General features: G+C 74.5%; 15 protein-coding genes. 4 read left to right on the forward strand and 11 right to left on the reverse strand.

From position 1 onward, the window contains the following. Positions 1 to 63: 63 nt before the first annotated feature. From ACIBIW_RS12010 to ACIBIW_RS12020, 3 genes are read right to left on the reverse strand one after another with little or no spacing between them, the layout of a single operon-like run. A complete protein-coding gene (locus ACIBIW_RS12010; protein WP_399334750.1) occupies positions 64 to 1,932 on the reverse strand; it encodes an IucA/IucC family protein in 1,869 nt (622 codons plus the stop codon). Further along, entirely contained in the window at positions 1,839 to 2,684 is an 846-nt protein-coding gene (locus ACIBIW_RS12015) for a GNAT family N-acetyltransferase (RefSeq protein ID WP_399334752.1), read from the reverse strand. The genes ACIBIW_RS12010 and ACIBIW_RS12015 overlap by 94 nt, the downstream gene beginning before the upstream one ends. Positions 2,685 to 2,743: 59 nt before the next feature. Beyond that, positions 2,744 to 4,729, reverse strand: a complete 1,986-nt coding sequence (locus tag ACIBIW_RS12020) for an IucA/IucC family protein (RefSeq protein WP_399334754.1) — start codon at positions 4,727 to 4,729, stop codon at positions 2,744 to 2,746. Positions 4,730 to 5,150: 421 nt separating this feature from the next. Between ACIBIW_RS12020 and ACIBIW_RS12025 the strand changes: the two genes are divergently transcribed. Beyond that, positions 5,151 to 6,377 (forward strand): trypsin-like serine peptidase, encoded by a 1,227-nt coding sequence (locus ACIBIW_RS12025; protein WP_399334756.1) that lies wholly within the window; start codon positions 5,151 to 5,153, stop codon positions 6,375 to 6,377. Between the two features lie 228 nt (positions 6,378 to 6,605). Beyond that, positions 6,606 to 7,820 (forward strand): trypsin-like serine peptidase, encoded by a 1,215-nt coding sequence (locus ACIBIW_RS12030; RefSeq protein ID WP_399334758.1) that lies wholly within the window; start codon positions 6,606 to 6,608, stop codon positions 7,818 to 7,820. A gap of 145 nt (positions 7,821 to 7,965) precedes the next feature. Here the strand turns inward: ACIBIW_RS12030 and hflX are convergent, their stop codons facing one another. The 5 genes from hflX to miaA all read right to left on the reverse strand — a co-directional run bounded on the left by hflX (position 7,966) and on the right by miaA (position 14,761). Continuing rightward, positions 7,966 to 9,468, reverse strand: a complete 1,503-nt coding sequence (gene hflX, locus ACIBIW_RS12035) for a GTPase HflX (RefSeq protein ID WP_399334760.1) — start codon at positions 9,466 to 9,468, stop codon at positions 7,966 to 7,968. A gap of 469 nt (positions 9,469 to 9,937) precedes the next feature. Further along, positions 9,938 to 12,034, reverse strand: a complete 2,097-nt coding sequence (locus ACIBIW_RS12040) for a RelA/SpoT family protein (protein ID WP_399334762.1) — start codon at positions 12,032 to 12,034, stop codon at positions 9,938 to 9,940. 180 nt (positions 12,035 to 12,214) lie between these two features. Next, positions 12,215 to 13,087 (reverse strand): diaminopimelate epimerase, encoded by an 873-nt coding sequence (gene dapF / locus ACIBIW_RS12045; protein ID WP_399334764.1) that lies wholly within the window; start codon positions 13,085 to 13,087, stop codon positions 12,215 to 12,217. A gap of 38 nt (positions 13,088 to 13,125) precedes the next feature. Continuing rightward, entirely contained in the window at positions 13,126 to 13,722 is a 597-nt protein-coding gene (locus ACIBIW_RS12050; protein ID WP_399334766.1) for a hypothetical protein, read from the reverse strand. Positions 13,723 to 13,822: 100 nt separating this feature from the next. After that, the gene (gene miaA / locus ACIBIW_RS12055; protein ID WP_399334768.1) at positions 13,823 to 14,761 is read right to left on the reverse strand and encodes a tRNA (adenosine(37)-N6)-dimethylallyltransferase MiaA; all 939 of its coding nucleotides are present in this window, start codon (positions 14,759 to 14,761) and stop codon (positions 13,823 to 13,825) included. Positions 14,762 to 14,940: 179 nt separating this feature from the next. Here miaA and ACIBIW_RS12060 point away from each other — a divergent pair, with 179 nt between their 5' ends. Further along, the gene (locus tag ACIBIW_RS12060) at positions 14,941 to 15,198 is read left to right on the forward strand and encodes a hypothetical protein (RefSeq protein ID WP_399334770.1); all 258 of its coding nucleotides are present in this window, start codon (positions 14,941 to 14,943) and stop codon (positions 15,196 to 15,198) included. A gap of 284 nt (positions 15,199 to 15,482) precedes the next feature. Here the strand turns inward: ACIBIW_RS12060 and ACIBIW_RS12065 are convergent, their stop codons facing one another. The 3 genes from ACIBIW_RS12065 to miaB all read right to left on the reverse strand — a co-directional run bounded on the left by ACIBIW_RS12065 (position 15,483) and on the right by miaB (position 19,326). Beyond that, a complete protein-coding gene (locus ACIBIW_RS12065; RefSeq protein WP_399334772.1) occupies positions 15,483 to 16,955 on the reverse strand; it encodes an FG-GAP repeat protein in 1,473 nt (490 codons plus the stop codon). A gap of 62 nt (positions 16,956 to 17,017) precedes the next feature. Continuing rightward, positions 17,018 to 17,779 (reverse strand): class III extradiol dioxygenase subunit B-like domain-containing protein, encoded by a 762-nt coding sequence (locus ACIBIW_RS12070; RefSeq protein ID WP_399334773.1) that lies wholly within the window; start codon positions 17,777 to 17,779, stop codon positions 17,018 to 17,020. Between the two features lie 29 nt (positions 17,780 to 17,808). Next, positions 17,809 to 19,326: a tRNA (N6-isopentenyl adenosine(37)-C2)-methylthiotransferase MiaB gene (gene miaB, locus ACIBIW_RS12075; protein WP_399334775.1), complete on the reverse strand. Its 1,518-nt coding sequence runs from the start codon at positions 19,324 to 19,326 to the stop codon at positions 17,809 to 17,811. 110 nt (positions 19,327 to 19,436) lie between these two features. On the opposite strand from miaB, the gene ACIBIW_RS12080 reads away from it, so the two are divergent. Continuing rightward, on the forward strand, positions 19,437 to 20,432 hold the full coding sequence (locus tag ACIBIW_RS12080; RefSeq protein WP_399334777.1) for a TAXI family TRAP transporter solute-binding subunit: 996 nt from the start codon (positions 19,437 to 19,439) through the stop codon (positions 20,430 to 20,432). Positions 20,433 to 20,452: the final 20 nt, after the last annotated feature.

A 20,452-nucleotide genomic window follows, 5' to 3' on the forward strand; every position in this document is an offset into this window, starting at 1 on the left:
CACCACCGACACCCCGCCCCGCCCACCGGCCGCCCCCGGCCCGCACACCCGCCCGCACCGCCGTCAGCGCGCGTACAGCGGATTCGCCACACTGCCGTGCACCGCCGCGTGCGGACGCCGCGCACGGTCCCGGTAGCCGTCCTGCAACAGCCGGTTCCGGTTCAGACAGAGCCGGTCGATCCGCGGCGTGAGCAGGTCGAACATCTCATAGCGCTCCTTCAGCTCAGGGAAACGCTCCTGATGGCGCACGATCTCCGCGCGCACCATCGACCAGAAATCGTCCTCCGCCACCCCGAGCTGCGCCTCGCACAGCGGCGCCAGATACCGGAACACCCCCACGAACAGCCCCGAGTGAATGAACTGCGGCAGGAAGCCGGGCGCCTCCGTCAGCAGCACCGCGCGCACATCCCGGGGTATCCCCCGGTGCTCCGGCAGCGCCACCGCACTCAGGTTCACATCGTCGACGAAGTCCTTCACGGCCAGGCGCACCGGCACGTCCCGCTCGTCGAAGACCACGATCGCGTTCTCGCCGTGCGGCGAGAACACCGTCCCGTACCGGTATAGGAACCGCAGCAGCGGCGGCAGCAGCGCCCCGAACAGCCGCCGTAGCCACACCCGGGCGTCAAGACCCGAGCGCTCCACCAGCTCCGCCGCGAACGACCGCCCCGAGGCGTCCGTGTGCAGCAGGGCCGCGAGAGTACGCGCCCGCTCCCCGCCCGCCAGCCGCGGACCGATCGGTTCACGCCAGATCGCGCCCAGCAGCTCCCGGTACTGGTACGGCACTTCGGGCAGCCCGTCGTACACGGGGTGGGCCACCGCCACCGATGCGACTTCACCCAGAAGGATGACCCGGCACTCGTCGCGGAGGAACGGGTCCGCGTCCCGCAGGCCGTGCATCCAGGCGGTGACCGCGGGCGCCGCGAGGGTGCGCTCCGTGGGCAGCCCCCGCCACACCAGGGTGTTCAGCACGGAGAGCGACAGCTTGACCGTCAGCCGCTCGGGGCGCGTCACGTTCAGGAAGGTGCGGATCGACTGCTGCGGCAGCCGCAGGTCGCCGTCCGTGGGCAGCGGCACGATGTGGTCCTCGGCCGCTGACGACGCGAACAGCGGCAGCACGACGTTCTCCCACTGCCAGGGGTGCACCGGCAGGTACAGGTAGTCGTCGGGGTCGAGGCCCCTGGCCCGCAGCACGTCGGTGAAACGGCCCCTGGCCAGCGGCCCGAGTTCACGCGCGTACAGGCGCTCGGCGCGGTGCAGCCCCGCGACGCCCCGGTAGGTGGCGACGGAGGTGTGCACGGCGATCCACGGCAGGGCGGCGGGGCGCCTGGCCTCCGGCGCCCAGACCGCGGCGTCGCCTGCGGAGAAGCCGATACGGCCCTTGTTGAGCACCAGCCAGGGGTGGCCCGTCTGGTGCCCTTCGAGTTCCGCGTAGCCCAGGTCGGCCAGCTCGCCGACGGTGAGCCCGGTGTGCGCGAGGCGGGCGTCGGCGGCCAGGGTGTGGCTCAGCTCCCGTACGACATGGCCGAGGGTGGCGCCGTCGACACCGAGGGTGCGGCGGGCCCGTACCAGGAACGCGAGCGGGTCGCCGAAGGGCTTCGGCTCGCCGCCCGGCTCGGCCAGCGTGATCGAATCCGGCTCCACCCGCAGGCTGCCGTAGGCGCCGCGGCGGGCGCGGAAGGCGACGCGCGCACCGTCGTCCAGGGCGACGGAGTGGGTGCCCACGGCGGCGGGCCCGTGGGGCGCGGGGTGCTCGCTCACCCGCAGCAGCTCCTCGTACGCGAACTCGGCGAGCATCTTCGCCAGCATCTCCCGCGCCGCGTCCCGCCACCGCCGGCTGGTCAGCTCCGGGGGGTCGTAGAGCCCGGCGGGGTGCTGGGGGGAGAAGGACGAGAAGGACGAGAAGGGAGAGGCGGAACGGGACGGGTTCGGCACGGGGACTCCTCGGAGGTGACCGGCTCTGTGGGGGGCTCGGGGGCGACGCCCGGGCCGTGGCGCAGGGCGGGGAGCAGGGCTCGTTCGCAGATCATGAGCGCGGCCCGCTTGTCGGGGAGGTCGATCTCGGCGCTGAGGCGGAATCCCGCGCTGAGGAAGGCCGAGACGGACGGGGTGTTGCGCAGGTCGGGCTCCGCGACGACGCGCGCGCAGCGCGGCCGGTGGGCGAGGACGAGGTCGGTGACCGCCCGCAGCAGTACGGTGCCCACCCCCCTGCCCCGGTGGGTGCCGGGTCCGATGAGCAGATGGAGTCCGGTGTCGTACGGCTGCGCGGGGTAGTGCGCGGCGAGCGGGTCGAGGTCGGCGCGGTAGATCTCCCAGTAGCTCATGGGGACGCCGTCGAGCAGCCCGAGGCAGGGCAGGCTGTGCGTGCCCGCGTCGAGTTGGGGCCGCAGATGGGCGGCGGTGCGGGACTCGGGACCCGCGAGGTGCCAGAAGGCGGCGACTGCCGGATCGTTCATCCAGCGGGTGAGAAGGGGCAGGTCACGCGCGGCGACGACGGGCGCGAGCCGGAAGGCGCCCACCGGGGTGGCGGTGGGCGCCGGGAGTTCGGGGTGGCGGAGGGCGTCGCCGTCCGGCGGGGGCGGGGCGGCCGGGGGCCGCGCCCGGGGGGTCTCCCCGGGTGCGGCCGCCGCGGCGTCGGGCGCCCTGCGGGGGCCCTGGGGGCCGGTGCTCGCCTCGGTGGGGGACACGGCGGCGCTCCTCGGTTCGGCCTCCGCGCGGGAGGCGCTTCTGCGGGCGTGCGGGGTGGTCAGGTGTGGAGGGGATTGGTGAGGGTGACGTAGACGGACTGGGTGTCGACGGGGCCCGCGAGTTCGTCGAGGTCGTGGAGGCGGGTGAGGAGGTTGGCCTTGCAGCGCAGCACGGGCGATTCGAGCAGCAGCGCGGGCAGCGGGCTGCGCAGTGCGCGGCGGCCGGCGGCGGCGTCGGTGAGGAAGCCGCGGAAGGCGGCCAGGAGCAGTTCCTCGTCGGCGAGGCCCTGGGAGCCGAACGCGCCGATCAGGCCGAAGACCTGGTTGATGGCGAGGTAGTAGGCGAAGCGCTCGTCGGTGACGTCGTCGGAGACGAAGGTGTCGCTGTGCTCGCCGATGCCGGGGAGCCGCTTGTCGAGTTCGGCGCGGCGGGAGGCGCGGTAGTAGAAGCCCTGGTTGTCGCGGTAGCGCCCGCCGGCCGGCCAGCCGTCGGGGTCGAGGAGGAGCAGGGTGTTCTGCTGGTGGGCCTCCAGGGCGATGCCCGCCTCGCTGTCGAGCCAGAGCACGGGGCGCACCACCTGTTCCAGGTAGCGCAGGAACCACTCGGTGGCGACGGCGCCCCTGGGCCGTCCCGTGCGTCCCGCGAGGCGGGTGATGATCTCGGCGAGCCGGGAGTGCATGGGGACGTGGTCGTCGTCCTCGCGGTGCGGGGCGCAGGGCAGCGGGGAGACGAGTCCCGCGACGCAGCAGACGTCGTCGGCGGGTCCGAAGGGGTTGTGCCGGATCATCACGTCGAGCCCGGCGACGGTGTCGACGGCGAGCCAGGCGGGGTCGCGCACGATGTCGAAGCCGGGGTGGGCGGCGCGCCAGCGGTCGGTGAGGCCGGTGCGCAGCAGGCGGTGCATCTCGACGCCGCGGTGGAGTTCCTTGCGCAGGTTCTCGCGCCGGGAGTTGGTGATGCGCAGCCCGAGCGAGAGCTTGAGCATGGCGGGGGCGCCGGAGCGGTAGAGGGTGCGCACGGAGGAGGTGGGGTGCCAGGGGCTGCCGTGCGGGCCGAGGGGCCGCAGCAGTCCGGCGTCAAGGAGTGCGGCGGCGCCCGGCCTGAGGGCGAGGTCGCGGGTCTGCCAGGGGTGGACGGGCAGCGCGGCGAAGCCGTCGGGCAGCGGGATGCCGGGGCCCGCGAGGCGGCGGGTGAGCTGGTCGGCGGGGACCGGGCGGCCGCTCTCGGTCCAGGCGGAGTCCTGGGCGAAGGCGGTGTGGTGGACGGCGAGCCAGTGCACGGGGAAGCTGCCGCGCAGTTCGGGCGAGTAGAGCAGGGCTTCGGTCCCGGAGAGCCCTTCCCTGCTCTTGGGGGTGGGGTGCAGGGGGTGGCCGAGGAGGAGCGCCTGTTCCGCGGTGAGGAAGAGGTCGGACGGCGGGGTGGGGTCGGCGCGGCGGGCGGCGACGAAGTCGGCGGTGCGGCGCACCGAGTCGGCGACGCGTGCCACCAGGTCGCCGCCGTCGCCGCGGAAGGCGGTGGCGGCGAGGCGCCCGCGCGGGTTCTCGTCCGGGGTGTCCGTGGTGGCGGGGGTGTGCGGGGCGGGGGCTGCGGGGGTGGTGCGGGCGTTCTCCCGGTGGGCGGCCTCGCGGGCGAGGAGCGCGGCGAGGGTGACGGCGTCGGTGGGCGGGGCGTCCGGGGGGCCGTTCTCGACGGCGGGGGGTCCGAAGCGGTGCCAGCCGGTGGCGGACCAGTAGTGCACGGGGACGAGCAGCGCGGTGCCGCTGCTGGGCAGCGGGATGCGCAGGGTGCCGTGCTCGGGTGCCGTGAGGTCGTTCTCCCTGGCCCAGCAGCGCAGCAGGCTCTCGACGGTCGCGGCCTGGGCGACGGTGCCGGGGTCGTGGTGCTCCAGCAGGTCGGTGGTGTAGCCGTGGAGTTGCTCGGCCTCGGGCTCGCCGTGGAGTTGGCGGGGGACGGCGGAGGCCGCTGTCGTGCCGTTCTGTGCGGGTGCGCCGTGCTCACAGGTGCGGGGCTGGGGACCCGGATGGGGTTGGGGGGTGGCGTTCACGTTGCGTTCCTCGTGGGGTTGTTCGGCCCCGGCCGCCGCCGGTGCCGAGGGTGGTGCCTGGGGTTCGCCGACGTCGGGGGGAGGGGGCGGGCCGCGTGCCGCGGGGGCGGGCATCGGTCGTCGGGTCCTTCCGGGGTGCCGGGGGCGCGTCGCGCGCGACCGGGCGGGCCGGGCGCGCGGGCGCGGGGCGGACCTCGGGACGGACCCCCCTCATGTCCAACGACGGCGGGTCCTGTGGATCACGGTCGGCGGGAAGATCCTTGCCGTGACGGAACCGTTGCCCTCTCGTCGGCAGTCCCCAACGGCACCGGCATAGTGTGAGGGGCCGTTCGGCACCCGGCTCTTCTGTCCGGTCGCAGGACGGCGGCGCGGACCCACCGCGCACGGCACGCACATCTGACAGGCCAGGGGGAGTAACACCATGCGATCCATACGTCCGCACTCCGTCGCCCGCGGGGGGAGGCGCGCACGCCGTCGGGCCCCCGTGGCGGCCACGGTCGCGCTGGGCGCGGTTCTCGCGCTCACGGCCACCGCCTGCGGTCCCGGCGACGACGACAACGCCTCGGGCGACTCGTCCCCGAGCGCGACCGCGGGGGGCGACGACTCGCTCGGCATCCCGGACGACATCAGGGACCGGCTCAAGCAGCACGGCATCGACCTCGGCAAGTGGGAGGACGGCGGCTGGAAGAACTGGGACCAGGACACGTGGCTGCGGAAGGCGAAGGACTTCGTCAACCCGATCATCAAGGGCCTGTGGGACCCGGACCGGATGCGTGACGCGGACCCGCCGGAGGGCGGCGACGTCGACGACAACGACGTCTCGGGCGACCAGGGCGTGACGGACCCGACGCCGGCGCCCGTGGCGGCCACCACGGTCAAGACGCCGTACCACGACAACGTGCCCGAGGCGGGGAAGCTGTTCTTCGACAGCCCCGAGGGCTCGATGGTGTGCTCGGCCACCGTGGTCGAGGACCCGGCGCACCCCGGCAAGTCGAACATGGTGTGGACCGCGGGGCACTGTGTGCACGCGGGCAAGAAGGGCGGCTGGTACCGCAACATCATGTTCGTGCCGTCGTACAACGACAGCGGGATGCCCGCGGCCGACCTCCAGAACGCCTCGGAGGACCAGGTCGCCCCGTACGGCACCTGGTGGGGGGACTGGGCGCAGACCTCGGACCAGTGGATCGCGGGCGGCGGTCCGACCGGTGGGCAGGGCGCCCCGTACGACTTCGCGGTGATCCATGTGACGCCGGAGAAGGGCGGTTCAGGCAAGTCCCTTGAGGAGACGGTCGGCGGGGCGATGCCGGTCGACTTCAACGAGCCCGCGGTGCCGGACATCGCGTCGATGACGGCGACGGGTTACCCGGCGGCGAAGCCGTTCGACGGCCAGTCGATGCACCAGTGCGCGGACAAGCCGGGGCGGCTGGCCGTGACGGAGTCGGACCCGACGATGTACCGGATCGGCTGCACGATGACGGCCGGCTCCTCCGGCGGCGGCTGGGTGGCCGAGGGCTCCGACGGCAAGCCCGCGCTGGTGTCCAACACCTCGATCGGCCCGGTGACGTCGGGGTGGCTCGCCGGTCCCCGGTTCGGCAAGGAGGCCAAGGGGATCTACGACGCGGTGAGCGACAAGTTCGCCTCCCAGTAGGCGCGGTGCGCCGGCGCTCCCCCGGGGGCGCCGGCCTCCGGGGCGCCGTGTGGCTTCCGGCGCCCCGCGTGGGTGGGCTCCCGTGTGGCGTGGAGTCCCGTGTGGCGGGGTCCCGGTGGGGTTCCGGTCGGTCCTCGACCCGAACATCTGACCAGTACACGACATCCGCAGGCTGATTCCGCCTTCTCAGACGACAGTACGTTCATACCTTTCGGGGGTAACTGCACCATGCGTTCCATACGTCCCTCACTCCGTCGCAGTGCGAGAAGGCGTCCCGCTCTCCTCGCCGCCGGCCTGGTGGCGGCGCTCGCGATGACGGCGACCGCCTGCAACGGCGACGACGACAGCGGCAGCTCCGACGCGTCGGGCTCCAGCGCGTCGCAGGGCTCCGGCAAGGGCTCGGGTTCCGACGCGTCCGATCTCGCGGGCGACCTGGCGAACCGGCTGAAGCAGCACGGCATCGACGTCGACGACTGGAAGAAGGGCGGGTGGAAGAACTGGGACAAGGACAAGTGGCTCCATGACGCCAAGGACTTCGTCAACCCGGTCATCGACGGTCTGTGGAAGCCGGACCGGATGAAGTCGGCGAAGGACCCGGCCAAGACCGTGAAGACCCAGGACGCCTCCGACGACCAGGGCGTCAGCGACCCGGAGCCGCAGCCGGTCCAGGCCCAGGAGGAGAAGCTGCCGTACCACGAGAACGCCGCCCCGGTGGGCAAGGTGTTCTTCGACTCCCCCGAGGGGTCGATGGTGTGCTCGGGCACGATCGTGAAGGACCCGATGCACCCGGGCAAGTCGAACATGGTGTGGACCGCGGGGCACTGTGTGCACGCGGGCGCGGGCGGCGGCTGGTACCGCAACATCGCGTTCGTGCCGTCGTACAACGACAACGGCAAGTCCGCCGACCAGATCAGCGCCGCCTCGCCGCAGGAGGTCGCCCCCTACGGCCAGTTCTGGGCGGACTGGGTCTCCACGTCGAACGAGTGGATCTCGGGCGGCTCCGAGTCCGGCGGCGAGGGCGCCCCGTACGACTACGCGATCCTGCACGTGAAGCCGGAGCACGGCACCAAGTCGCTTGAGGAGACGGTGGGCGCGGGCCTCGACGTGGACTTCTCCGCGCCGTCCGCGCAGGAGGCCGGCACCACGGGCGCCTGGGGCTACCCGGCGGCGCCGCCGTACGACGGGCAGAAGATGTTCAAGTGCCTCGACCAGCCGGGCCGCCTCTCGATCGCCCCGTCGAAGCCGACCATGTACCGGATCGGCTGCACGATGACCGGTGGCTCGTCCGGCGGCGGCTGGTTCCACGTGGTGGACGGCAAGACCAAGCTGGTGTCCAACACGTCGATCGGCCCGGTGACCAACGGCTGGCTCGCGGGACCGCAGCTCGGCGACGGCGCCAAGCAGTTGTTCGACATGATGGCCGAGAAGTACGACGGTTCCTGACGCTTGGGCGCGGCGCCGGGCCCGTACCCGGCGCCGCCGCGACGTGCGGCGGGCGCGCCGCGACGGCCGAGGGCCCGTCCTTCCGGAGGTCTCCGGAGGGGCGGGCCCTCGCGCGTGTCGCCGTGCCGCCCCGGGGGCGGCGGGGTCAGCGCAGGCCGACGGGGGTGTACGGGGCGAGTGCCGCCGCCAGTTCCTCGTGGACGCGCGCCTTGAGCAGGGTCCCCTCCGGGGTGTGCTCCTCGGAGATGACCTCGCCGTCGCTGTGGGCGCGCGCGACCAGCGCGCCCTGGGTGTACGGCACCAGGGCCTCGACCTCGACGTCGGGCCGCGGCAGGCTGGCGTCGATGAGGCCGAGCAGTTCCTCGATGCCCTCGCCGGTGCGGGCGGAGACCGCGAGGGCGTTCTTCTCGACCCGCAGCAGCCGCTGGAGCACCAGCGGGTCGGCGGCGTCGGACTTGTTGATGACGACCAGCTCGGGCAGGTCCGTGCCCGCCACGTCCCTGATGACCTCGCGGACGGCGGCGAGCTGCTCCTCGGGCGCGGGGTGCGCCCCGTCGACGACGTGCAGCAGCAGGTCGCTGTCGCCGACCTCCTCCATCGTGGAGCGGAACGCCTCGACCAGGTCGTGCGGCAGGTGCCGGACGAAGCCGACGGTGTCCGCCAGGGTGTAGAGGCGGCCGCTGGGGGTCTCGGCGCGGCGCACGGTGGGGTCGAGGGTGGCGAAGAGCGCGTTCTCCACCAGGACTCCGGCGCCGGTCAGGCGGTTGAGCAGGGAGGACTTTCCGGCGTTGGTGTAGCCGGCGATGGCGACCGAGGGCACCTTGTTCCTGCGGCGCTCGTGGCGCTTGATCTCGCGCCCGGTCTTCATCCCTGCGATCTCGCGGCGCATCTTGGCCATCTTCTCGCGGATGCGCCGGCGGTCGGTCTCGATCTTGGTCTCGCCGGGGCCCCGGGTGGCGAGGCCGCCGCCCTTGCCGCCGCCCATCTGCCGGGACAGGGACTGGCCCCAGCCGCGCAGCCTCGGCAGCATGTACTGCATCTGCGCGAGCGCGACCTGCGCCTTGCCCTCGCTGGACTTGGCGTGCTGGGCGAAGATGTCGAGGATCAGGGCCGTCCTGTCGATGACCTTGACCTTGACGACGTCCTCCAGGTGGATGAGCTGGCCGGGGGTCAGCTCGCCGTCGCAGATCACGGTGTCGGCGCCGGTCTCCAGGACCAGGTCGAGCAGCTCCCTGGCCTTGCCCGAGCCGATGTACGTCGCGGCGTCGGGCTTGTCGCGGCGCTGGATGACGCCGTCGAGGACGACGGCGCCCGCGGTCTCGGCGAGCGCGGCCAGCTCCGCGAGGGAGTTGTCGGCGTCGCGCGCGGTGCCGGTGGTCCACACGCCGACGAGCACCACGCGCTCCAGGCGGAGCTGGCGGTACTCGACCTCGGTGACGTCCTCCAGCTCGGTGGAGAGTCCCGCCACCCTGCGCAGTGCTGCCCGGTCGGAGCGGTCGAACTGGTCGCCGTCCCGTAGTCCGTCGTCGGCGTGGCCGCGGGCGGCGTCCTCTCCCATCAGGGCGTCCGCGCGGAGACCGGCGGCGTGCTTGCGATCGAAACTCTGGGTGTCGTGGGAGGGGGTGCTGGTGGAGGGGGAGGAGGTCATTGGGTCCTTACGTCGAGGTGTCGGACGGGGCGCGCGGCCCGCGCACGCTCGGCGGGCGGGGCGGAGCCCTCGTGGTGGTCAACGATCCGGGGGCCCGGAGGATTCCCGCTTCCGGTCTCCCGCGGAGGTCGGCCGCCGCGACGATGGTGGCACGTCGCGGCGGCCCGCGGCACCGGATTTACCGTGCGGGAGCGGGGCGCGCCGGTCCCGGCGGGCCGTACGCGCGCGCGTGCGGCCGACACGGTGCGTGCCCGCCATACCACGTGGCGTCGCGTGGTGGGGCGGGCGCGGGGCACCGGGGCGCGGGTGCTTCGGCGCGTGGTTCGGCGCATGGGTCACGGCTATCAGCACGGCGCCCGCTCGGGGCGACGGCGCGCGCCCGCCCCACCCGAACGGTCCGCGCGACGTCGCGGGCGAGGCGGCGGTACGCGCGCGGGCGCGCGTGGCGGCCGTCGCGCGGGGCCGTGCGCTACGCGGCCGGGGTGGGCCGCTGGGCCCTGCCGACGTCGTAGACGCCGGGGACGTTGCGCATCGCGCGCATCAGGGCGGGCAGCCGGGCGGCGTCGGGGAGTTGGAGGGTGTACGTGTGGCGGACCCGCTGCTGGGTGGGGGGTTCGACCTTGGCGGAGACGATGGCGACGCCCTCGACGGCGATGGCCTCGGTGAGGTCGGCGAGCAGTTGCGGGCGGCCGAACGATTCGGCGAACAGCGTGACCCGGCACTCGGCGCTCTCCCCCCAGCGCACCCCGACCTCGCGGCGGCCGGAGCCCTGCATCACGGCGACGGCGCTGCACTGCCGCCGGTGCACGGTGACGATGCCGCCGCGCACCGCGAACGCGGTCACGTCGTCGGGCGGCACGGGCGTACAGCAGCCCGCGAGCCGTACCGTCGCGCCGGGCATGTCGACGACGGCGCCCGGGGCGACGGGGCGGGCCGCGGCGGGCCCTGGCACGGGGGCGCGGGGTGCGGCGTCCTGCGGGGCGGCGTCCTGCGGGTGGGCGGCGAGGCGGCGCTCGATGGAGATGCGGGCCGCGGGGGTGTGCGCGTGGTCGAGCCATTCCCTGGAGGGCTCGGGCGCCGGGTCCTGGCCCATGAGGAGCTGCACCGTGTCGCCGTCGCGCAGGACGGTGCCGAGGGCGGCGAGGCGGCCGTTGACGCGGGCGCCCATGCACGCGTGCGCGCCCTCGCCGTGCCGGGCGTAGGCGGCGTCCACGCAGCTCGCACCGGCCGGGAGGCCGAGGGTGCGGCCGTCTGGCTCGAAGACGGTGATCTCCCGGTCCTGCGCCAGGTCCTCGCGGAGCGTGGACCAGAACGTCGCGGAGTCGGGCGCCGCGCGCTGCCAGTCGAGGAGCCTGCTGAGCCAGCCGGGCCTCGTCGGGTCGGCGCGCTCGCCGTCGGCCGGCTCGTCGGCGCCCTGCGGCTGCTGGGGGTGCGGGTTGCCGAGGGCGACGACGCCCGCCTCCGCCGCGCGGTGCATGCGGTGCGTGCGGATGAGGACTTCGGCGACCTCGCCGTCGGCCCGGGTGACGGCGGTGTGCAGCGACTGGTACAGGTTGAACTTGGGGGCGGCGATGAAGTCCTTGAACTGGGCGACGACGGGCGTGAAGCAGGTGTGCAGCTCCCCCAGCACCCCGTAGCAGTCGGCGTCCTCGCCGACGAGGACGAGGAGTCGCCCGAAGTCGGCGCCGCGCAGCTCGCCGCGCTTGCTCAGCGCCCGGTGCACGGAGACGACGTGCCGGGGCCTGATGAGGACCTCGGCGCTCAGCCCCGCCTCCCGCAGCACCCCGCGCACGTCCTGGGCGATGTCGGCGAGCGGGTCGTCCGCGCGGGCGGCGTTGGCGGCGATGAGGCCGGTGGCGAGCCGGTACTTCTCGGGGTGCAGGATCGCGAAGACGAGGTCTTCCAGCTCGGTCTTGAGCGCCTGGACGCCGAGCCGTTCGGCGAGGGGGATGAGGACGTCGCGGGTGACGCGGGCGATCCTGGCCTGTTTCTCGGGGCGCATGACGCCGAGGGTGCGCATGTTGTGCAGCCGGTCGGCGAGTTTGATCGCCATCACGCGGACGTCGTTGCCGGTGGCGACGAGCATCTTGCGGAAGGTCTCGGGCTCGGCCGCCGGCCCGTACTCGACCTTCTCCAGCTTGGTGACGCCGTCGACGAGGTAGCGGACCTCCTCGCCGAACTCGCCGCGCACCTGGTCGAGCGTCACCTCGGTGTCCTCGACGGTGTCGTGGAGCAGGGACGCCGTCAGGGTGGTGGTCTCGGCGCCGAGTTGGGCCAGGATCAGGGTCACCGCGAGCGGGTGGGTGATGTAGGGCTCGCCGCTCTTGCGCATCTGACCGCGGTGCGACGTCTCGGCCAGTACGTAGGCCCTGCGCAGGGGTTCGAGCGCGGCGCCCGGCCAGTGGGCGCGGTGGGCCTCGGCGACGTGCGCGATGGCGTCGGGGAGCCGTCCGCGGTCGGCGGGGCCCAGCAGCGCGGCGCGCCCGATGCGGCGCAGGTCGAGCCTGGCCAGGCCCCGTCTGCGGGACGCTTCTGGCATCGGGGGGTTCGTGGCCTCCGCACTCATGGGCACCTCCGGCTGCATCGACCGGCAGCGCGCGGGGCATCACGGAAGAACGCCTCGGAAGCGACAATGTCCCCGTCCGGGCCGGTGCTTGATGCTACCGAGAGGAACACGCCGGTCGGACCTACTCCGGCAGAGCGTGAAACGTATCACTCCATCGAGGGACCGTTTGCGGGTTTACGGCTACGAAGCGTGTGCGAGCCACTCCGGATCGAGGGTGCCCTCGGCGACGATGACGGCGGGCCCGGTCAACTCGACCTCGCCGTCGGGACGCTGGGTCACCGTCAGCCTGCCGCCCGGCACATCCACCGTGTGGGTGAGCTGCGTTCCGGTCACCGCGGGGTCCTCGCCCGCGGCCCTGGCGGCGGCGACCGCGACGGCGCAGACGCCGGTGCCGCAGGACCTGGTCTCGCCCGAACCGCGCTCGTGCACCCGCATCGTCAGATGGCGCTCGCCGAGGTCCACCGCGAACTCCACGTTGACGCCGTCGGGGTAGGCAGCGGCGGGGCCGACCGAGGGCGCGGTCAGCAGCGCGCCCGCGTGGGCGAGGTCGGAGACGAGGGCGACGGCGTGCGGGTTGCCCATGTTCACGTTCCAGGCGGGCCAGCGGCGCTCCCCCACCGCGACGGTGACGTCGCCGCCGGGCAGCGCGGCCCTGCCCATGCCGACGGTGATGTCGCCGTCGTCGCCCTTGGCGATGTGGACGCGCTTGACGCCGCCGCGGGTGGCCACCGCGAGGTCGCCCTCGCCGGTGAGCCCGGCGCGCTGGAGGTAGCGGGCGAAGACGCGTACGCCGTTGCCGCACATCTCGGCGACGGAGCCGTCGGCGTTGCGGTAGTCCATGAACCACTCGGCCGCGTCGGCCAGGTGCCGGGCCTCGGGGTGCTCGGCGGAGCGCACGGCGTGCAGGACGCCGTCGCCGCCGACACCGGCGCGCCGGTCGCAGAGCGCGGCGATCCGGGAGGCGGGCAGGGTCAGGGCGTTCCCGGGGTCGGGGATGATCACGAAGTCGTTCTGGGTCCCGTGGCCCTTGAGGAAGCCGATGCGCGTAGCCATGGTCCCGATCGTACGGCGCCGCGCGCGGCGTCGCGTGCTCAGCGCAGCCTGGCGACCCGCAGCACGGCGAGGACCACCACGGCGGCGAGGACCAGCACGTACGCCGCGACGACCCGCCAGTCCGGGCGCTGCCCCGAGCCGCGCTGCGGCAGCCCGGGCCAGGTGTGGCCGACCCGGCGCGCGGCCATGAGGCCCCAGCCGGCGGCGCAGGAGCAGATCAGCAGGCCGAGCATGGCGACGACGGCGCCGCTGTCGCCGAACTCGAACGCGAGCGGGAAGGCGAACATCAGGGAGCCGACCACGGCGAGCCCCACGATGGGCGCGAGCTGCCAGATCCGCAGCCGACGCTGGGGGCGCAGCTCGACCTCGACCTCGGGGGCGGCGAGGGTGTCCTGCTCCGGGTCCTCGTCGCCGTCGGCGGGCCCGTCGGGGCTCAGGCCGTCGTCCGGTGGCCCGTCGGGGTGCGACGGCGGCCGCGGCGGTACGGGGGCGTCGCCGGGCGGCGTGGCGGGGGTCTGGGCGGCCGTGGCGGGGGGCGCCGGGTGGCCGGGCGACGGCAGCGGTCCGCGGCCGGGACGGGCCGGGTGCTGGGTGTTGCCGGGTGCGGTGTTGCGAGGGCCGGCCTCCATCGCCACGCGCCCTCCCACTCGGACTCGACGGGTCGATCGATGGTCGATGATGGCACGCTCCTCGGGGCCGGGATGACGGCCGGAGCGTCCCGATGCCATCACGTGATCAGGCTGTGACCGGTCGTTCGATCAACGTCAGGGCGCTTCGGAGGAGTTCCCTCCGGTCGGGCTCGGCGCCGCTCAGCCAGTGCACCCTCGGGTCGCGCCTGAACCACGAGTCCTGGCGCCGCGCGAAGCGCTTGGTGGCGCGCACCGTCTCCGCGCGCGCGTCGTCCAGGGTGCCCTGCCCGGCGAGCGCGGACAGCACCTGCTGGTAGCCGAGCGCCCTCGACGCCGTGCGGCCCTCGCGCAGCCCGCGGGCCTCCAGGTCCCGTACCTCGTCGACGAGGCCCGCGGCCCACATCCGGTCGACGCGGTCGGCGATACGCGCGTCAAGCTCGGGGCGTGCGACGTCCACGCCGATCTGGACCGTGTCGTACACGGACTCGTGGCGCGGCAGATTGGCCGTGAAGGGCCTGCCGGTGATCTCGATCACCTCAAGGGCGCGCACGATGCGGCGCCCGTTGCCGGGGAGGATGGCGCGCGCCGCGCCGGGGTCGGCGGCGGCGAGGCGCGCGTGGAGCGCGCCGGAGCCGTTCTCGGCCAGTTCGCGCTCCAGGGCGGCGCGGATTCCGGGATCGGTGCCGGGGAAGTCGAGGTGGTCGATGGCGCCGCGGATGTAGAGCCCGGAGCCGCCGACGAGGACGGGCCAGCGGCCGTCGGCGAGGAGCCGGTCGATCTCGGCGCGCGCCAGCCGCTGGTACTCGGCGACGCTCGCGGTCTCGGTGACGTCCCAGACGTCGAGCAGCCGGTGCGCGACGCCGCCGCGCTCGTCGGGGGCCAGCTTGGCGGTGCCGATGTCCATCCCCCGGTAGAGCTGCATCGAGTCGGCGTTGACGACCTCGCCGCCCAGCTCTCTCGCGAGCTGTACGCCGAGGTCGGACTTGCCCGCGGCGGTGGGTCCCACGACGGCGATCACACGGGGGGCGGGGGCTGCTGCTTTCACGCGCCCAGTCTCCCAAACCTCAGGGGTCGCGCTCGAACGAGTTACGTGACGGCGGGAGCGCGGGGTCGTTGCCTGTTGCGAGGTCCCGGGTGCCGATTCCGGGGCCGGGTCCGGGCGGAGGGACGGGGGCGTTCCGGGCGGCGGGATCTTCCCCCGCACACGCCGATCATGGAGATGACATGGGAGTTTTCACGCGGATCTTCCGCAGGTCCAAGGAGCGCGCGGCGGCGCCCGCCGCCGAGGCAGCGGCCCCGCCCGCGTCCGAGGAGCCGGCGGCCGGGGCGAAGGCCGCGAACGGGGGCGCGGACGGGGGCGCGGACGACGCGGGTGATACCCCGCGGGCCGCGGCCGACGCCGTCGAGGCGGTGGAGATCCCCAAGCAGCAGTCCGCGGACGACGCGGCGGACAGCGAGGCGGGGGACGGCGCGCGCAAGTAACGCGCGCGGGCGCCCTGGAGCGCGGGGGCGCGTACCGGGGCGCGGGGACGGGGGCCGTGTCCACCGGGCGCCGTCGCCGCGCGGCTGCGCGCCCCTCTCCTGTGCGCCGCCCCGGTGTGTGACGCCGGGGCGGCGCTTTTCTGTACGCGCGCGTGGACGGCGGCCTTGGCGCTCCGCGCGGGGTCCCGGTGCTCCTGTCCTACTCGCGTGTACGGCTCCCGCGAGGCCGGGCACGCGCGGAGGGCCCGCCAGGGTGTGGACGTCGCGGGACGGGTGCGCGGGGTTCAGGAGGTGTCGGAGGCGAGGGCGGTGATGTCGAGGGCGGCCATGTCGCGGGAGGTGGCGCCGTCGGTGACCCACCGGCGCGTGGCGCCCTCGCCGTACAGCCCGAAGCGGACGCCTGGACCCCAGTCGAGCAGCAGCTCGTCGCGGCCGTCGCCGTCGAAGTCTGCGGCGCCCACGGGGCGGGCGTGGCGCCACTTCGCGGGGGTGGCGCGGCCCCCGTACGCCGCGGGTCCCTCGCGGGTCACGGGGGTCGTCAGGTCGCCGTCGAGCAGCGTGGCGCCGTCGCGGGTGGCGGTCAGCAGGGCGTCGCGGCCGTCGCCGTCCGGGTCCGCCGCGACGAAACCGCCGTACCCGTGGCCGGGGGGCGTGCCGGGCGGCGGCACAGCCGTCTTCGGCAGCCGGTGGGCGACGGGCGCGGCGCCGGTGCCCGGGTACACCGCGTAGGAGCCGGTGACGTCCGGGGCCTCGGTCTCGTAGCCGGGCTCGTCGTTGCGGCTGCCGTCGTCGCCCACGGCGACGTCGCGGCGGCCGTCGCCGTCGAAGTCGCCGAAGGCGAGCGCGTTGCCCGCGCGCAGCGGGACGCCGGGCGCCGCGGGCCCGGTGCCGGGCGCGGCGCGGTAGAGGGTGCCGGTGGCCTGTTCGCCGTCGCCCATGTCGCGCAGCACCAGGGACGTCGCGCGCCGCTTGCCCGAGGGGTCGATGGCGTCGGCGTACAGGGTCCCGTCGGCCCACGGCAGGTGCGTGTCGGTACGGGCGGGCGCGCCCGCGCGCGTGAAGGGCCCGTACAGCACCACGACGGAGGACTGGTTGACGGCGAGGGCGGCCAGGTCGTGGTGCCCGTCGCCGTCGAAGTCGCCGCGCACGACGGACCCGACGCCGAGGGTGGCGGCGTCGGCGGGCAGCCGCACCTGGGTGGCGTCGGCGCCGCCCGCGGGCCCCTTCGGGCCTCCCCAGGAGACGTAGAGGGTGCCGCGCGGCGCGGAGACGTTCCGGTCGAGCTTCCTGTCGCCCAGGACGGTCGCGACGACGTCGGGGAAGCCGTCGCCGTCGAGGTCGGCCGTGAGGGGGCCGTCGGGGCCGAAGGGCTCGGGCACCGTGGTGTCGCTCGCGCCGGGCTCGGGCAGGCCGAGGTCCTCGGGGCGGTAGACGGTGCGGGTGGCGGCGTCGGGTCCTTCGGGGGAGCCGTACACGACCATGTACCGCCCGGCGGTCCGCTGCGCCGCGGGGGCGTCGGTGCCGTACACCGGGAGCAGCAGGTCGCGGTGGCCGTCGCCGTTGATGTCGTCGGGGTCCTCGGAGCCCTTGCCCGGCGCCGGGGGGTGCGCGGCGGGGGGCTTCGTGGCCTGCGGCGAGTGCGCCTTGTCCGCGCGCGCGTGGTCGTCGGCGGCGCCGTCGCCGCAGCCGGCGAGCGGGGCCAGCACGGCGCACAGGGCGCACAGGGCGAGGACCGGCCTGACGGTACGGATCTTCATGCGCGCCATCCTCACACCCGCGCGGGAGTGGACTCCGGGGAACGGCGGAACGCGCGCGTATGTCAACGGCCCCGCGGGGCGGGCAGCGTCGACGCGTCCGAGGCCCAGGCCGCCACGAGGTATCCGACGCCGTACGGCGCGCTGTCGTGCAGCAGGGCGCCGTGCATCGGGGCATCGCCCGCGGCGCCCGCGAGTACCTGCCAGGGGGCGCGGCCCGCCGCCTTCAGCTCCCACGCGAGCGCGGGGTCGATCGCCAGCAGGGCGGCAGTGTCGGCGGCGCCCAGGGCGCGCGCGGCCGCGGCGTCGAACGGCTCGGCGCGCTCGTCGAGATACCCGGGCGCCTTCACGGAGCGGCAGGCGCTGGCGTCGCCCATCACCAGCAGCGCCGTCCTCGCGGGGCCCGCGGCGAGCGCGGCGCCCTCCGCCGCGCACCGCCCGGGCGGCAGCGCCTCGGGCACGGCGCGGGCGTGCACGGGGGTCTCCAGGGCGGCCCGGCCGAGGAGCCAGGCGGCGAGCGTGAGCGCGGGCGGCAGGACGCGCTCACGGCTGTCGGGCGGCGCGGCGGGTCCTGGGCCGAGCCGTACGTCGAGCGGCACGCCGAAGCCGTGGAACGAGCCGGGCGAGCCCTGGGGGTAGGTGACCGGCTCCGCGCCCTTCCCGACGTCGGGGCCGACGACGACGAGCCGGTCGGGACGGGCCCCCGCGAGGGCGCCGACCGCGGCGTCGCAGGCGGCCCGCACCGGTCCCATCTCGGCGGCGGCACCGGCCGCCACCTCGGGCACGAGCAGCGGCGGACAGGGGCAGACGGCGGCGGCTACAAGCATGATCCGCAGCGTAGCGCCGGGCGGCGCGGTCAGTCGCAGCCGCAGGCGCCGCTCGCCGCGGGCAGTGGCTCGGGGACGCCGACCTTGGGGAGCCCGAGCAGGACCCCCGCGGGCGGCTCCGTGGCGGGCGCGGTGCGCCGCTGCCAGGCGTCACCCGCGCGTGTGCGCCGTACCGCCTCGACGGGGCCCTCGGCGAGCAGGTGGTGCGGGGCCGCGTAGCTGATGCGCACCGTGGCGGCGTCGCCGGGGCGCACCTCCTCGTCGGGGCGGGTGAAGTGCACGAGGCGGTTGTCGGGGGCGCGCCCCGACAGGCGCCGGGTGGCGCCGTCCTTGCGGCCGCCGCCCTCGGTGACCATCACCTCGACGGTGCGGCCCACCTGCTTCTTGTTCTCGTCCCAGGAGATGTCCTCCTGAAGAGCGACAAGGCGCTCGTACCGCTCCTGGACGACCTCCTTGGGGAGCTGCCCCGGCATGTCGGCCGCGGGGGTGCCGGGGCGCTTGGAGTACTGGAAGGTGAACGCCTGGGCGAAGCGGGCCTCGCGCACCACGTGCAGGGTCTGCTCGAAGTCGGCGTCGGTCTCGCCGGGGAAGCCGACGATGATGTCGGTGGTGATCGCGGCGTGCGGGATGGCCTCGCGGACCTTGCCGATGATGCCGAGGTAGCGGTCCTGGCGGTAGGAGCGGCGCATGGCGCGCAGCACGGTGTCGGAGCCGGACTGGAGCGGCATGTGCAGTTGCGGCATCACGTTCGGGGTCTCGGCCATGGCGGCGATGACGTCGTCGGTGAAGTCGCGGGGGTGCGGCGAGGTGAAGCGGACCCGCTCCAGGCCCTCGACGCCGCCGCAGGCGCGCAGCAGTTTCCCGAACGCCTCGCGGTCGCCGATGTCGGAGCCGTACGCGTTGACGTTCTGCCCGAGCAGGGTGATCTCGCTGACGCCCTCCGCGACCAGCGCCTCGACCTCGGCGAGGACGTCGCCGGGGCGGCGGTCCTTCTCCTTGCCGCGCAGCGCGGGGACGATGCAGAAGGTGCAGGTGTTGTTGCAGCCGACGGAGACGGACACCCAGGCCGCGTACGCGCTCTCGCGGCGGGTCGGCAGCGTGGAGGGGAACGTCTCCAGGGACTCGGCGATCTCGACCTGCGCCTCGTCCTGGGTGCGGGCGCGCTCCAGCAGCACGGGGAGCTTGCCGATGTTGTGGGTGCCGAAGACGACGTCGACCCAGGGGGCGCGCTCGACGATGGTGGCGCGGTCCTTCTGCGCGAGGCAGCCGCCGACGGCGATCTGCATCCCGGGGCGCCCTGCCTTGACGGGGGCGAGCCGGCCGAGGTTGCCGTAGAGCCTGTTGTCGGCGTTCTCGCGGACCGCGCAGGTGTTGAAGACGACGACGTCCGCGTCGCCGTCGGAGCCCTCGGGGGCGCGGACGTAGCCCGCGTCCTCCAGGAGCCCGGAGAGCCGTTCGGAGTCGTGGACGTTCATCTGGCATCCGTACGTACGGATTTCGTAGCTGCGTGGGCTGTCCACGGAAGGGCTCCGGTCACTGCTGCTCATGGGACAAGGGTAGGCGCTGCCCGCGGGGCCACGGCGGCGGGCAGGCGGGCGTACACGCGCGTGCGGCCGGGCCCTGTTCGCGGCGCGGTCCGGCTGGCAGGATCGCGCGCATGTACCCGTTCGTGTCCCGTATCGGCAGGCGCCGTGCCCTGCTCGGCTCCGCGGCCGTGCTCGTGGTGGCCGGGGCGCTGCTCGCCTGGCTGCTGCTGCCGCTGCCCGAGGACTCCCCCGGCGGGCACGTGGTGATCAGCACCGGCTCCAAACAGGGCGTGTACCAGCGGTACGGGACGCTGCTGAAGGACGCGCTGCACCGGGACATGCCGAAGCTCGGGGTAAGGCTGCACGAGAGCGAGGGCTCGCAGGAGAACGTGCGCCTGGTGGCGACGGGCAAGGCCGACTACACCATCGCGGCCGCGGACGCGGTGGCGCAGTACCAGAGCGAGCACCGCGCGGGCGCCTCCCGGCTGCGCGGCTGCGCCCGGCTGTACGACGACTATGTGCAACTGGTGGTGCACGGGGACGCCACGATGACGTCGGTGACGCAACTCAAGGGGAAGCGGGTGGCGATAGGCCAGGTCGGCTCCGGGGTACGGCTGATCGCGAACCGGGTGCTGAAGGCGGCCGGGATGAAGCCCGGCGACATCGAGGTCAGCGCCCAGGGCATCGACACCGCCCCCGAGGCGCTGGCCCGCGGCGACATCGACGCGTTCTTCTGGTCGGGCGGGCTGCCGACGACGTCCGTGCAGGAGCTGTCGGAGCGGACCCCGATCCGGTTCGTGCCGCTGGGCGGCCTCGTGGAGAAGCTGCACGAGCAGGGCGGGCCCTCGCTGTACTACCGCTCGTCGGCGATGCCGGCCGACACCTACCCCGAGGCGCAGGACGGCAAGACGGTGTCGACGATCGCCGTCGCCAACCTGCTCGTGACGACCGACCGGCTGAGCAGGAGCGTCACGGAGGGCCTGACGCGCACCGTGATCGACAGCCGCGACAGCATCGGCCGCGTCGTGCACGCCGCCCAGCTCGTGGACCTGCGCACCGCCCTGTACACCGATCCCCTGGAGTTGCACGAGGGCGCGGCGAGCTACTACCGGTCGGTGAAGCCGTAGCGGCACCGGCCGTACGTCGC

Source organism: Streptomyces sp. NPDC050560, from assembly GCF_044457285.1.
Lineage (GTDB): Bacteria > Actinomycetota > Actinomycetes > Streptomycetales > Streptomycetaceae > Streptomyces.

What these genes read in the sequence shown, in the direction of transcription:
- ACIBIW_RS12025 (WP_399334756.1), top strand. Translation starts at nt 5,151, where the DNA reads ATGCGATCCATACGTCCGCACTCCGTCGCCCGCGGGGGGAGGCGCGCA.
- ACIBIW_RS12030 (WP_399334758.1), top strand. Translation starts at nt 6,606, where the DNA reads ATGCGTTCCATACGTCCCTCACTCCGTCGCAGTGCGAGAAGGCGTCCC.
- hflX (WP_399334760.1), bottom strand. Translation starts at nt 9,468, where the DNA reads ATGACCTCCTCCCCCTCCACCAGCACCCCCTCCCACGACACCCAGAGT.
- ACIBIW_RS12040 (WP_399334762.1), bottom strand. Translation starts at nt 12,034, where the DNA reads ATGAGTGCGGAGGCCACGAACCCCCCGATGCCAGAAGCGTCCCGCAGA.
- dapF (WP_399334764.1), bottom strand. Translation starts at nt 13,087, where the DNA reads ATGGCTACGCGCATCGGCTTCCTCAAGGGCCACGGGACCCAGAACGAC.
- ACIBIW_RS12060 (WP_399334770.1), top strand. Translation starts at nt 14,941, where the DNA reads ATGGGAGTTTTCACGCGGATCTTCCGCAGGTCCAAGGAGCGCGCGGCG.
- ACIBIW_RS12065 (WP_399334772.1), bottom strand. Translation starts at nt 16,955, where the DNA reads ATGAAGATCCGTACCGTCAGGCCGGTCCTCGCCCTGTGCGCCCTGTGC.
- ACIBIW_RS12070 (WP_399334773.1), bottom strand. Translation starts at nt 17,779, where the DNA reads ATGCTTGTAGCCGCCGCCGTCTGCCCCTGTCCGCCGCTGCTCGTGCCC.
- miaB (WP_399334775.1), bottom strand. Translation starts at nt 19,326, where the DNA reads ATGAGCAGCAGTGACCGGAGCCCTTCCGTGGACAGCCCACGCAGCTAC.
- ACIBIW_RS12080 (WP_399334777.1), top strand. Translation starts at nt 19,437, where the DNA reads ATGTACCCGTTCGTGTCCCGTATCGGCAGGCGCCGTGCCCTGCTCGGC.